The following is a 13,831-nucleotide window of genomic DNA, read 5'->3' as shown; positions in this document are numbered from 1 at the left end:
TCAAAACCCGCCCCGTTTTTTGCTGAAATAAACAACGAATTTTTATCATTTTTTAACGCGTCAACGCAATTTGGGTGTATAAGGTCGATTTTATTATAAACTTTTATCATTGGAATTTCACCTGCTCCCAGTTCTTTTAAAGTATCAAACACAACTTTTTCCTGCGAAATATGATCGGGATTAGATGCATCGATTATATGCGCAAGACAGGTTGCTTCCAGAATTTCTTCAAGGGTTGACCTGAAACTTGCTACAAGCTGGTGAGGCAGTTTATTAATAAAACCGACCGTATCCGTTATAAGTAATTCCTTTCCCGATTCCAGGATAAGCCTTCGTGTAGTCGGGTCCAGCGTTGCAAAAAGTTTATTGTCGGCATAGACAGCGTCTTCCTTGCTTTTCATTAGAAGGTCTGTCAGTTTATTCAATAAAGTTGATTTCCCTGAATTTGTATAACCAACCAGGGCGATAGTTTGTATCCCTTCATTTTTTCGCTGTATTCTCTGGACCTTCCGGTGCATTTTCACTTTTTCAAGTTCTTTTTTTAACTGGGAAATTTTATCCCTCAGGTAGCGCCTGTCGTATTCGAGTTTGCGCTCTCCGGGACCCCTGGTTCCGATGCCCCCCGACTGATTGTCCAGCCAGATTCCTTTCTGGTTAAGCCTGGGAAGAAAATAATTCATTTGGGCTAAGCTTATTTGCAGTCCGGCTTCGCTGGTTCTTGCGCGGCTGGCGAATATATCCAGTATAAGCCTGGTGCGGTCTATGATTTTCAGTTCCATTAATTCTTCCAGGTTGCGCTGCTGGGCAGGAGTAAGGTCTTCATCAAAAACTATCGTTCTGATTTTATTTGCCCGGGCTAGCTGTGAAATCTCGCGGGCTTTGCCTGCGCCTATTAAAAAAGCAGGGTCAAATTTGGCGCGGTTTTGTATTACGTTGGAAAAAACTTCCCCGCCGGCCGTATTGACAAGGCGGCCTAATTCGTCGAGGAAATTGTATAATTGCTTGTAATTCACTGCTTTGGTCTTTATTCCGACTGTAATGACTTTTTCCATAAAATTTCTGTTATCTCTCCTATTTCAAGATTATCGCAGTTTATCCAGTTTATGTCCTTATTTTTGTTGAACCAGGTAAGCTGGCGTTTAGCGTAATTCCTGGTAACCTGCTGAATCAATGATTTCATTTGTTCAAAATTAATTGTTTTATTTAAAAAATCGACCACGTATTTGTATCCAAGGCTTTTGAGCGCAGGCGAATTTACAATTGCAGGGTTTTTCGTTAAGATTTTTTCTGTTTCTTCTATCATCCCATTTTCAAGCATCCCCTCAACTCTTTGGTTTATTCTGTCATAAAGGATTTTTCTATCCCAGTTTAATGCAAAAATGGTATGTTTTTCGTACTTGCTTTTTAAGCTTTTTTTATGTTTTTCATGCCAGATAGAAATCGGAGAACCTGTTATATGGTAAACCTCCAATGCGCGGATAATTCTATGAATATTGTTTGGGTGTATATTTACTGCTGATTCAGGGTCAACTTCTTTAAGTTTATTATGAAGATAAGCCCTGCCTTCCTTCTTCTCAAGTTCGTAAAGTTCTTTCCTGATTTGTTCGTTCTTTTGCGGTAATTTTGCGATACCGTCTATAAAAGAATCGATATATAAACCGGTGCCTCCGACAAAAATCGGGATATTGTTTCGTTTTTTTGTTTCTGCAGCCGCTTCATTTGAAAGCTCTACGAAATCTCCTGCGGAAAAGAATTCGGTTGGTTCGATAATATCTATTAAATGGTGCGGTATATTTTCGTAAATAAATGCGCGATAACCTTCAATATTCACCCATTTTCCCGCCGGTTTTGCAGTGCCTACGGACAGGTGTTTGTAAATCTGGCGGGAATCGGCTGAGATAATCTCTGCGTTTTTTATTTTTCTGGCAAGCCCAATACTGACTGAGGTTTTTCCGGAGCCGGTCGGCCCTGCGATAAAAATCATAGTCGCCGGAATTTTTTTTCAAGCTCGGGTACAGTTATATTTATCATGGTAGGCCTCCCGTGAGGGCAGCATAGAGGCTGGGCGCAGTTTTTTAATTCCAGAATAATTTTCTCAGTTTCCTGAAAAGAGATTTTTTCCCTTGCCTTTACTGCGGCTCTGCAGGAAGCCCTGATGATTTTTTCAAGCGGCTTAAGTGTCAAAAGGTTTTTGTCGGAATAATCATCAAGAAGAAGATTAATAAAATCTTTTAAGAAGTCTTTCAACTGGCTGATTTCGCCGAATAGTGCGGGAATAGATTTAAAGATTAACGTGTTTTTTCCAAATTCAGAAATCTCAAAACCGAGTTTATTTATTTCTTCTATAAAATTTTTCAGGATACTGATTTCATGGGGCATAAGCTCCAGGGTAAAAGGTATAAGCAGTTTTTGTGATGGAACAAAAGAGGTGTCTGAATTTTGCTTTAAGAAGCGCTCGTAAAGGACCCTCTCATTAGCTGCATGCTGGTCCATTATAACCAGCCCTTGCGAAGTTTCTATTAAAGCGTAGGTATCATGTAATTGGCCAAGTATGTGAAATTCGTTGAATAATGTGGTTTTTTGTTCAGCAGGGTTATAAAGCGTTTGGTTATCGGATACTTTTGATTGGTTGTTTTGAGCCTGGTAAGTATGGCTTAAAATAGTTTGTTGGGAATTCTCGATGTTAAACATTGATTTTTCAGGAGTGACGGTTTTTATTTCTTTTACTGACAACGAAGGGGATGCCTGGCTTGTAAGGGCTTTTCTGACAGTCTGGTTCACGGCCTCGAAAATTTCATGTTCGTCGGAAAATTTTACCAGCATTTTTGCCGGGTGAACATTAACGTCCACATATTCCGGGTTAACTTCAATCATTATTATTGCCATAGGGTGCCTTCCTACAGGGAGGCTGTCCTTAAATGCGCTATAGAGCGCCTGTGAAAGCAGTTTATTGGCAACAGTCCTTTTATTGACAAAAAAATATTGAGTGTTTTTATTTGAATACGAGCTGTCAATGTTTGAAATGAAAGCATTTATTTTGATGTATTTGTAATCATCTTCGCGGTTTATGAGCCCGCTGAAAAATTTGTTGCCGAGAATGTCAGAAATCCGGTTTTCAATTTTATTTGACGGAGGGGTTACAAATAATAGTTTAGAATCTATTTTAACGCTGAATCCGATATTCGGATGCGCCAGGGCTATTTCTTCAAGGGTTCTTACTATATGAGCCTGTTCTACGGAAGAAGATTTCATAAATTTTTTTCTTGCGGGGATATTAAAAAAAAGATCGGTTACTTCAATAGTAGTCCCGTCATTGCGCCCGCATTCCTTACTGCTGATGACTTTCCCGCCTTCTATGATTAACTCCAGCCCCGTTAATGATTCTTGTTCTTTTGTGGTAAGTTTGAATTTGGATACTCCTGCAATGGAAGGAAGAGCTTCTCCTCGGAACCCTAACGTTTGTAATTTCGCCAGGTCATTGAAATTGGAAATTTTGCTGGTTGCATGCCGCTCTAAGGCAAGAAGTGCGTCATTTTTTGACATGCCGCAGCCATTATCGGATATGCGGATTAACTTTTTGCCTGCGTCTTCAATCTCAATATTTATATATGTCGATCCGGCATTCATGCCGGCATCTATACTGTTTTCAACGAGTTCTTTGACAACACTGGCAGGCCTTTCAACTACTTCGCCGGCGGCGATTTTGTTTACTATCTCTTGGGGCAGTAACCGGATTTTATCCATGAAGTTTAGGGTTGGGCAGGTTTATTTCTTTATGCTTTTATCGCAAACGGCGTGATAAGGGCACTTCGGAAAGCAAATATTATGTTCTGCCTGGACTATTTTTGTTTCGCATTTCACAAAATCTTCAGCCATTTTTTCGATATGATTGAAATCGTGATCTTCTATCTTTGTAAAAGAAATTCCTATTCTGAAAGTTTCCTCTTTTGAAATATCCCACATTACCTTACCTTCGATAGTGTTTGTTTTCAGGCCCGGCAGGTCTATTTTTGTGCATACTTTTGAACCTTCTTTTATAGGTATAAATGAAAGCAATCCCATGCCGCCTGCGGAAAGGTCAAGCAAAATTGCGGGAGCAGGGGTAGTTGATTTCCCCAATAGCAATTCAACAGGTTTTGCTATGTTTTTCATAACAGGCAGCCTTACATGTTTTCTTCTTTCATTTCCGTGAGAATGTTTCATTTTTCGTACCTCTTTTTCCAATTCGATATTATTTCAAGAGCTTCTAAAGGTGTCATTTTGTCTGTATCTATCTTTGAAATCTCATCCTGCAGCGGATGAGGACTCTGAAACAGGCTGGGTTGATTATATAAATTAGAAGGGTTAGTTTCAAGTTCAATTAAAATAGTTTTTGCGCGGTTAATTACATTTTCAGGCAGGCCTGCAAGTTTTGCTACGTGAATTCCGTACGATTTGTCAGAAGGGCCAGGGACAACTTTATGAATAAAAACAATTTCATCCTGCCATTCTTTTATGCAGACATTGTAATTTTTTATTCCTTCGACTATTCCGGCTAATTCGGTAAGTTCGAAATAATGGGTCGCGAACAGCACCTTTGGGCCTATCCCATTTTTTCTGTTTTTTGAAAAATATTCCAGCACGGCCCGGGCGATGGAAATGCCGTCCGAGGTGGATGTCCCCCTGCCGACTTCGTCAAGTATAAGCAGGCTTCGCTGGGTTGCATTGTGAAGTATACTCGCGGTTTCGCGCATTTCAACCATAAAAGTTGATTCACCGCCCGCAAGGTTGTCGCTGGCTCCCATGCGGGTGAATATTTTATCTACAATTCCTATTGATGCTTTTGCTGCCGGGGTGTAAGAACCGGTTTGGGCCATTATTGTGATGAGGGCGACTTGTCTTAAATAAGTGGATTTTCCCGCCATGTTTGGGCCGGTAAAGAGTATTATCTGATTTTCATTTCCGTCAATCAAAGTATCATTCGGGACGAATGATTTTCCTATAAGCTTTTTCTCAAGAACAGGATGCCTGCCGTCTTTTATCTCAATTGTGTAAGCGTTTGTTATTTCAGGAAGGCAGTAATTATTTTCCCGGGCTATTTTTGCAAACGAAATGAAAACATCAAGTTCTGCAATAGTGGTTGAAAGAATATGCAGTTTGGCTGATTCGCTGAGTATTGTTTTTTTGAGGCTTGAAAAAATATCCTGTTCGATCCTTATGCTTTTTTCTTCTGCTGTTAAAACTTTTTCTTCATATTCTTTGAGTTCCTGTGTTATGAACCTTTCAGCGTTAACCAGAGTCTGTTTTCTGATATAATTTTCAGGGACTGATTGTAAATTTGCCTTAGTGATTTCAAGATAGTATCCAAAGACGCTTGTATATCCGATTTTCAGCGAATTTATGCCGGTGCGCCGGCGTTCTTTTTGCTCGAGTTCAGCCAGGTACTCTTTGGCGTTATGGGCTATTTTTTTAAGTTCATCAAGATTGTTGTCGTATCCTGATTTTATTACCCCGCCTTTAGAAATATCTGCCGGCGGGTTTTCAGCGATACATTTAGTTACGAGCGTTACGATATCAGGCAATTCAACCAGATTAGTGATGATGTGATTGATTATTTCAGGAGAGGTGTCAATAACTGTTTGAGGGTGTGTCAATATATTTTTTATCTGAGGGATTAAGATGAGCGTATCTTTGAGCGCTATTATTTCCCTGGGCATAACCAGGCCGGAGGATATGCGCGAGATGATTCTTTCCAGGTCACCGGTGTTTTTTAAGAGGTCCTGAATCTGCCTGCGCATTATGCCTTCGTCAATAAAAAATTTTACCGCTTTCTGGCGCATTTTTATTTTTTCTGCATTAGTCAGCGGCTGAAGCAGGTATCTTCTCATTAACCTGGAGCCCATTGACGTAGCTGTGTTATCCATTATTTCAAGGAGCGAATTCTCTCTCTTTTTTGTGGAAAGGTTTTCTACCAGCTCGAGGTTATCAATAGCGGTATTATCAAGAAGCATGTATTCATCTGTTGAATAAAATTTGGGAGGCCTTAAAGGCGGCAGGGCTGTTTTTTGGGTTTCTTCCAGATATTTTAATAAGGCGCCTGATGAGGATACTGCAAGTGTTTTGTCCTCAATTCCGAAAGATTTCAGTGAATTAGCGTTCAGTGTTTTAAGCAATGTTTCTTTTGCCTGCTGGTTTTCAAAATACCAGTCCTCGATAAAGTTAACAGCGCCTAGTGAAGTTAAATCATGTTCCAATGAAGATCCTTTTAAACTTTTCGGCAGTATTAGTTCGCTTGGATTGATGCGGTTAAGTTCCAACTTAGATTTTGAAAGGGTTTTATCGTCGGTGATTTCCGTGAGGTAGAATTCGCCTGTTGATATGTCCAGGTAGGCTATTCCTATCTCTTCGGTTTTACTCTTTATGTTCGCGTGAGGGTAAATTGCCAGTAGATAGTTGTTTTTCTTTGTATCAAGGAGATTGTCTTCGACAAGCGTACCGGGTGTTATTAATCTTACCACATCCCTTTTTACTATACCTTTAGCTTGAGAGGGTTCTTCAACCTGCTCGCAGATGGCTACTTTAAAACCTTTCTTTATCAGTTTTGAAATGTAGGAAGAAGATGAGTGGTATGGAATTCCGCACATGGGCACGGTTTGGCGTTTGGTAAGCACTACTTCAAGCACGGGGCTGGCTTTTAAGGCGTCGTCGCCGAACATTTCATAGAAATCACCCAGGCGGAAAAACAGGATGGCATCTTTGTAATTTTGTTTTATTGCCTGGTACTGCTGCATCAACGGTGTGAGTGATTCTTTTTCTGGTTTCATAAGACTACGGGTTCACCGATAAGCGAGTGAATTTTTGCTTCCTTAATTTTGATGTTTATCGGCTGCCCGATCAAATTTCTGGCTGAATGAAATGTAACAGCTCTGTTGTCTTTGGTTTTGCCTGTATATTCATCGCCTGTGCCTGATTCTACCAGAACTTCAGCCAGGTTACCGACAAATTTTGAATTTTTTTCTCTGGCTGTTTCATTGCATAAATCAAGAAGTTCTTTATGTCTTTTTTCCTTAGTTTCTTTCGGGACATCGTCTTTAAGTTTGAAGGCTTCAGTGTTTTCCCTGGGTGAATATTTAAAGACATAGGCGAAATCAAACTTTATTTTATTTACTGCTTCCAAAGTTAGTTTAAAATCTTTGTCGTTCTCTTTGGGAAAGCCGACCATCAGGTCGGTGGTTATACTGATTTCAGAAAAATGGTAACGCAGTTTTCTTATAAGGCCGTAATAGTAATCAAACGTGTACTTCCTGTTCATGAGTTCTAAAATGCGGTCTGAACCGGATTGCAGCGGTAAATGGATATGATTGCAGACTTTATTTAGAGTACAGATAGTTTTTATGAATTTATCGGAAACATCTTTTGGATGATTGGTCATAAACCTGATTCTTTTAATACCGACTAATTTATTTAATTCTGTTAAAAGGTCTGCAAAGTCAATCTCTTTTATAGAAAAACTTCCCTCGTTTTTTGGGTCCGGCACGCTCATAACTGAACGATAAGAATTTACGTTTTGTCCTAAGAGAGTAACTTCTTTTAGTCCTTTTTCAGCGAGCTCTTTAATTTCTTTTATGATCTCTTCGGCAGGCCTGTATTCCTCCGGCCCGCGGACATAAGGGACGACGCAATAGGAACAGAAGTTGTTGCATCCGCGGGTGATGGTGGTGAAGGTTGAAACAGGGGTTATTTGTGCTTGTTTTACAGGGTCATTTAATAATGGGTTTAACAAACCGGATTTTTTTATAATTTCAGGGAAACGTTGGGCGTCTTTTGCGCCTATGAGCAGGTCAATCTGGGGAAATTTCTGTTTTAACTCTTTACCCATTCTTTCCGCCATACAGCCTACAACGATAACTTTACCGTTAGGGTTATTGGCTTTAAAGTGTTTGAGGTCTCCGATTTCGGTAAATGCGCGCTCTTCCGCGTGTTGCCGGACAGAGCAAGTGTTCACAATCGCAATATCTGCCTCGTCAATATTATCAGTGGGCAAATACCCGGATTGCTCAAGGAACGCCGCAAATATCCCCGAATCAGACTCATTCATTTGACAACCAAAAGTTTTGATATAGAATTTCATGGTTTTTCTGGCTTTTTTTACAGATTTGAAAACCATTCTTTGTCAATTTCAACATTTTCAATGTGTTTTGTGTTTATACCAAGTTTTAATTCTTTTAATTTTTCACAAAAAAGTTCCCCGTCAATTAAATCGATAGGGAGCGCACCATCACGCGATGCTTCTTTAATAGCTTCACGTGTAAATGAGCCTGTAGAAATGAATAAACCTTTATCTGCTCTTCCTTGCATAGCACCTCTAAAATCTCTTATTTGACTAGGTGTTACTGTCCCTTTATATCTTTTACATTGAAAAATAACATGAAAACTTAGCAGACCGCTAATTCTAACTATCCCTTTACCATCCACACCACCATCGCCTGTTTTACCTGTTACTTCGACCTGAATAAATCCACTTTCTCTTAAAAGCCGTTGTGTTAATCTTTCAAATGCTTGTGGGCTTATTGTAAAAAGCGTGTTTAGCAGATTTTGTTTCCAATTTTCTATTGTTTCTATTTCTTCTGTAAATCCTTCAGATTCTGTTTGTTCTTTATCAAATATTTTTTCAGTGGTTTCTTTTTTATGTTGTTCTTTTACTGTTTTTACTATTTCGTCAGGATTGATTGAACCCGAGGTAATATCTGATTTTGTTAAAGCCCAAATACCCCGTTCTGAATTATTTAATAAGCCATATTTTTTCAAATAAGTTCTTGTCCATGCGAGTCTATATTCAACCTCATTTATTGTTCCAGCTTCTCCATGAGAAATTTGTAAAATGTTATCAGGTATAGTTTTGATTTCAAATACTTTATTGTTGATTTCTTCAATAGTTCCAGAACCACCTAATTCAATAAGTGCTTGAATGGTAGGTCTCATCATTTCATCGTAAGTTGGTAAACCATCATGTTCTTTTTTGCGTGCCATAGGGAATCTCCTCTGTAAAAAGTTAATAAATTTATACAAAATAAAGTGTTATTATTCAATAAATATACGTGGCGGAATACCACGCTGTTTTACGCAAATTGTATCCCTTCGACAGAATCCTTGTTGAATTAACTACTTATCAAAAAGATTCAAGTATTCTTTATAAATAAACAGCCGGCCGTATTTGATATTTTTGTCTTTTGGCAAAAGGATACCGATATTCATAAATCTTGTTGCTAAACGATTTGCCCCTTCTCTTGAAAGCCCTGTAACTTCCTGGATTTTTTTGACATTGATAATAGGCGTTTTATAAAGATCTTTCAGCAGGGTCATAGCATATTTGCCTGTTTTTCCCATTCCGGAAATCCTGAGCAGGTCTTTCTCTCTTAGTTGAACGATTTTTTGGGAAGTTTTGATTGCCTCAACTGCTATGTTTGCTATGCCCTTTAGGAAAAATTCAAGCCACTTATTAACGTTTCCGTTGCGGTATTCTTCAAGCATTGAAAAATACACATCTCTGTGTTTCTTGAAATACTCTGAAAAATAGAGTACGGGTTTTTCCAGTATATTCTGTTGGCAAAGATAAAAAGTGATTAACAATCTGCCTGTCCGTCCATTTCCGTCATTAAATGGATGTATCGTTTCAAACTGGCTGTGGATTAGTCCTGCCTTGATAAGTGCGGGTATGTTTTCGTGAGAATAAAAGTACTTTTCTAACTGGCCCATAGAATCAATTACGTATTGGGGCGGTGGAGGAACGAATCTTGCATCAAGAGGTGAGTTGCCTGCTATCCAGTTCTGGGATTTCCTGAATTCTCCCGGATATGCGAAATGCGAGCTTCTTGCCTTGGTAAGAAGGGTTGCGTGAACCTGTTTGATAAGGCGCAAAGATAACGGGGTTTTTTCAAGTTTTTTCAGGCCTTCGTTCATTGCCTTAATGTAATGCAGAATATCATCCACATCAGGAGGAAGTTCAGGCGTTTTTTCAACCTCAGCCTGGAGGGCGTCTGTCAGTTTTGCTTTTGTTCCCTCCACCTGGCTCGAATATGCGGCTTCCTTGTTAATATACATGAATATGAAGAAGTCTATGTCCGGAAGGAGTTTTGTGATGCCGTCCAGTTTGCCTAATAGTAAATTTGTATCAGCCAGGAGTTTTATTATTGATGGTTCGGTAAAAGAAAATCCTATTGGCGGAAAACATTCAGGAATAAAAGCTTTATAACCGCCATTTTGTTGTATTTGTCTGCCTATTATTACCATGGCCCCCCTTTGAGTTATAGAAATAAGATGTCAATATTATATAAATAATGTTGACATCTGTCAATAAGATGTCAACATTGAAGTATCCTAGAATTCCGGGGACACAATTCATCAGTCAGGTTTTGGCGGATTGCAATTCCCCTTAAGCGCTTATCAATCCAATCCTTAGGATACCCTTTTTGCTCATATAACTGTTTCATCCGTTCCTGGGCTAACTCTGGATTTTCAATTTCCTGAACCCTTTCATACCCAACCTGAGCAAGCCATTGTTTAAAAGGCTCAGCTTTCGGGGATGGAACGGACTGAATTATACGAAACATGTTTTTTGTATTTGCGCAATCAGTCTCACGCAATTTGCCATCAGGAGCCTCAAGTTTCAACTGTCGACAAATTGTCGACAGTTCAATTCCGTCCTCTATCTTTACTCTGTCTTTCATTCTAAACCAGTAGTCGCGAGCATTTACACTGTCAGTAAGCGCAAAAACAACATCCACAACAGAGAAATACCATTCCTCGTTGTACCAGACCCGCCTGATCTTCTTGCTTTCAAAAACAACAATTTTATTCTGTTCCATTTCTCCCTCCCTTTCAATTTAAAACTCGTATTTATTTTTATGTTTTTTTATTTGTTTTATTGCTTTGCTGATTCTTTTTTCGGTTACTATTTTTTCATTAAGAGCTTTTACTTTTTGTTTCCGGGTAACCAGGTTCCGGATTTCTTTCTGCAATTTTAGATAGCTGTCAAACCTTTTTTGATCCAGCTCGCCTTTTTCTATTGCACCTTTAATTGCGCATTCAGGTTCATTTGTATGAGCGCAATCTCCGAATTTGCAATTTAGCGCAAAAGCGTCTATGTCGGTAAAGGTCTTGTCCAGGGTAGATTCCTCGGCCCACATTTGAATTTCCCGCAAACCCGGATTATCAATGACAATCCCGCCATCGGGAAGAATTATCAGTTCCCTGCTGGTCGTTACATGTTTCCCGCGGTCATCGTATTCACGGACTGTGCCGACTTTCTGCCTTTCTTTGCCTAGAAGGCAGTTAATTATCGTTGATTTTCCCGCGCCTGAAGAACCAATGAAAGCTATTGTTTCTTCTTTTTTAATATAGTTCTTTAAGTTTTCAATGCCTTCATTATTAACTGCACTTAAAGCGTAGACAGGGGCGCCGGACGCGATGGCCTCTACTTCCGTTAGTTTTTCTTTAAAATCAGAACAGGCGTCAGTTTTGTTGAGCAGGATAACCGGTTTTGTGCCGCTATCGTTGATAACAGCGAGGTAGCGCTCAATGCGCCGCAGGTTATAATCCCCATCAAGGCCGTTTACCAAAAATATGGTGTCTATATTGGATACCAATACTTGTTCTTTGGTTGTACTGCCGATTACTTTTCTGGAAAGTTTGCTGAATCTCGGAAGGATGCTTTCAATTATTGCTAAATCCCGGGACATTCTGGCTATTACCCAGTCTCCTACAACAGGCAGTTCGCTTAGAGATGCGGCGTTAAAACGGAGTTTCCCGGTAAGTTCAGCCCTAAGTTCTCCGAAACTGCCGTGAATGCAGTATATTTCTCTTTGGGATGTTATAACTCTTGCAGGAAAAACCCCTTCGGTTTTTACTTCATTAAAATGTTTCTCAAAAAATTCCTTCCAGCCTAATTGTTTTAATTCCATTGGAGAGATTATACTAATTTAGGAGGCGGATTTGAAGTGTATATCAGGGTATTTGAGCGCGCGCACATACTAAAAAGGTTTTATTGCCTGAGATTTATATTTGAATGTGCGGTTATGTGCGGTTTCTGTGCGGTTATGTGCGCTATTGTGCGGTTGCTAAGACATACCTGGCGCGCTTTCCAGCGCCTTCTTTCTTAAGAGTTCCTTCAGATTCAAGCCGTTTCAAAAGGCGGTAAGCCCGGAACCTGCTTATCAAACAGAATTTCTGGCAGGTTTCGGTATCAATAGAACCGTTTGATTTAACGTAATCAATAACTTTCTGCGTGCTGTCTTGAGCTATTTTAGTGTCTTTTGATTTTGCTTTTGAAAATAGACCTTTTGAAGCGTAAGTGCCGAAAAGTATGCCGAAAGATTGGAAGGCGGTGCGGAATAATTCGTTTGGCAGCCGGCTGATAAGCTGTAACTGCCATAGCGCGATAGCAAAGATAGCAAGTATGATCCAGGAAGAAACTATAAGTTCCCCGCGTTTGAAGCGGGTTGTTTGCGCATCGGGCAGATCCTGAGGTTGTGCGGAGTCGGTCCACCGTTGGAATTCTTTATAGCCGGCGTAGGCGCCAAGGAGGGCGAGGTAGAGGTTGCTCATTAGGGCTGAAGCGTAAATCGTATTTGGCTTTGCAAGCCCGAGAAGCTTTTCCACTGCCGGAAACAGCGTAACCAAATCCCATAAAATGAATCCCGCTTGCACCAATGTCGCCAGCAACGTCAGCAGGAATAACGTCTCCATTCTCTCATTTTTTAAAGTTTCAGTAGTGGCCATAAAAGCTCCTTTTACTAATATTTTTCAACTATTTCTTTATTTCAGGCAAAATGAGGGTTTTGTCCTTACCCTCTATTTGCATCAAGCGAACTTTTGGTACCGGAAGTCTTTTGGCTACCGTTTCGGCCAGCTTCACACTCGTGTAATCCTTTGGAATAGTACGCCAGCACAGCGTTGAAATATCATAATATTGCACTTTCCAACAAGGAAATACCTTTTTCATTTTAGTTTTTATTTAGGGGCAAAGTACGAATTTATAATAGCCAGGGTCATTTTGCGGAATGGTTCGGTTTCGTTGCAAAGATTGTGGTCCGCATTTTCTATTAATTCTATTTCAACAGCGGTAAATTTACTTTTTATAAATTCCAGGTTGTATTTCCAGTCCACAACATGGTCTTTCGTACCTTGCACGACTTTTATCTTCCTAGCTAAAGGATTCCTGGCAAGCATATTCTTGTTCCATTCCAGGAGCGCCTTTACCCAGCTTACAGGAATTCTTCCGGGCACAAGCGGATCGTTTTTAAAGAATTTTACAAAGGCCTTATCAGAAGTGCCGTCTGCCAGGTTCCTGCGCACGCTTTTAACGAAATTCTTTAAAACAAAATAAATAATATTTGTCTGGATCCACGCCACAGGATGCACTAAAGGCGCAATAAGCAGGATTTTATCGAAGATATCTTTTTCCCGGTTTAAAAGATAGTTTATCGAAACCGCCCCGCCCATACTGTGTGATATTAAATGAAAGGGGCCGTGCAGGTTATTCTGCGCCAGAACCAGAAAATCCTTTAAAACCTCATTGTACTGGTTGAAGTTTTCTACACCGGCTCTTGTGCCGCCTGAAAGCCCGTGGCCGCGGTTGTCATAGGCTGCAACGGCATATTTTTGCCCGATTAAATTGCCGATTAAATTCTTAGAAAGGCCGACATGTTCAAGGTAGCCGTGCACCAGAACGATTGCAGCTTTATAATTATCAGGAATAAAAAAATGATAGGAAATATCTTCGCCGCATGACTTAAAAGTCCTGAAAACGTGCTTTACGTTTTTGAAATATAGAGAATAATAGTTTAAATATTTT

Annotated in this window: 13 protein-coding genes; all 13 read right to left on the bottom strand. The window is 39.8% G+C overall.

Annotated features, from left to right (window positions below; genetic code table 11):
• Positions 1-1,052: GTPase HflX (gene hflX / locus KKH91_04400; protein ID MBU0952050.1), on the bottom strand; the 1,052-nt coding region annotated here is incomplete at its 3' end.
• Positions 1,025-1,984 (bottom strand): tRNA (adenosine(37)-N6)-dimethylallyltransferase MiaA, encoded by a 960-nt coding sequence (gene miaA / locus KKH91_04395; protein ID MBU0952049.1) that lies wholly within the window; start codon positions 1,982-1,984, stop codon positions 1,025-1,027. The genes hflX and miaA, both read right to left, overlap by 28 nt.
• Entirely contained in the window at positions 1,981-3,744 is a 1,764-nt protein-coding gene (gene mutL, locus KKH91_04390; GenBank protein MBU0952048.1) for a DNA mismatch repair endonuclease MutL, read from the bottom strand. The genes miaA and mutL overlap by 4 nt, the downstream gene beginning before the upstream one ends.
• A gap of 21 nt (positions 3,745-3,765) precedes the next feature.
• The gene (locus KKH91_04385; GenBank protein MBU0952047.1) at positions 3,766-4,203 is read right to left on the bottom strand and encodes a PilZ domain-containing protein; all 438 of its coding nucleotides are present in this window, start codon (positions 4,201-4,203) and stop codon (positions 3,766-3,768) included.
• Positions 4,200-6,803, bottom strand: a complete 2,604-nt coding sequence (gene mutS, locus KKH91_04380; GenBank protein MBU0952046.1) for a DNA mismatch repair protein MutS — start codon at positions 6,801-6,803, stop codon at positions 4,200-4,202. Before mutS ends, KKH91_04385 begins: the two co-directional genes overlap by 4 nt.
• The gene (gene miaB / locus KKH91_04375; protein ID MBU0952045.1) at positions 6,800-8,110 is read right to left on the bottom strand and encodes a tRNA (N6-isopentenyl adenosine(37)-C2)-methylthiotransferase MiaB; all 1,311 of its coding nucleotides are present in this window, start codon (positions 8,108-8,110) and stop codon (positions 6,800-6,802) included. Before miaB ends, mutS begins: the two co-directional genes overlap by 4 nt.
• Before the next feature lie 17 nt (positions 8,111-8,127).
• Positions 8,128-9,009, bottom strand: coding sequence for a restriction endonuclease (locus tag KKH91_04370; protein MBU0952044.1), 882 nt, complete (start codon positions 9,007-9,009; stop codon positions 8,128-8,130).
• A 132-nt stretch (positions 9,010-9,141) separates the two neighbouring features.
• Positions 9,142-10,269, bottom strand: coding sequence for a Fic family protein (locus tag KKH91_04365; GenBank protein MBU0952043.1), 1,128 nt, complete (start codon positions 10,267-10,269; stop codon positions 9,142-9,144).
• A gap of 71 nt (positions 10,270-10,340) precedes the next feature.
• Positions 10,341-10,844: a Bro-N domain-containing protein gene (locus tag KKH91_04360; GenBank protein ID MBU0952042.1), complete on the bottom strand. Its 504-nt coding sequence runs from the start codon at positions 10,842-10,844 to the stop codon at positions 10,341-10,343.
• Positions 10,845-10,862: 18 nt separating this feature from the next.
• Complete coding sequence (gene rsgA / locus KKH91_04355; GenBank protein ID MBU0952041.1) at positions 10,863-11,939, bottom strand: ribosome small subunit-dependent GTPase A; 1,077 nt, start codon at positions 11,937-11,939, stop codon at positions 10,863-10,865.
• Between the two features lie 142 nt (positions 11,940-12,081).
• Positions 12,082-12,756, bottom strand: coding sequence for a hypothetical protein (locus KKH91_04350; protein MBU0952040.1), 675 nt, complete (start codon positions 12,754-12,756; stop codon positions 12,082-12,084).
• 28 nt (positions 12,757-12,784) lie between these two features.
• Positions 12,785-12,979, bottom strand: coding sequence for a hypothetical protein (locus tag KKH91_04345; protein MBU0952039.1), 195 nt, complete (start codon positions 12,977-12,979; stop codon positions 12,785-12,787).
• Positions 12,980-12,987: 8 nt separating this feature from the next.
• The coding region (locus tag KKH91_04340; GenBank protein MBU0952038.1) for an alpha/beta hydrolase at positions 12,988-13,831 on the bottom strand (844 nt) is incomplete at its 5' end.

It is taken from the genome of Elusimicrobiota bacterium, assembly GCA_018816525.1.
Lineage (GTDB): Bacteria > Elusimicrobiota > Endomicrobiia > CG1-02-37-114 > XYA2-FULL-39-19 > OXYB2-FULL-48-7.
This window is presented reverse-complemented; position numbering and strand designations above follow the sequence as displayed.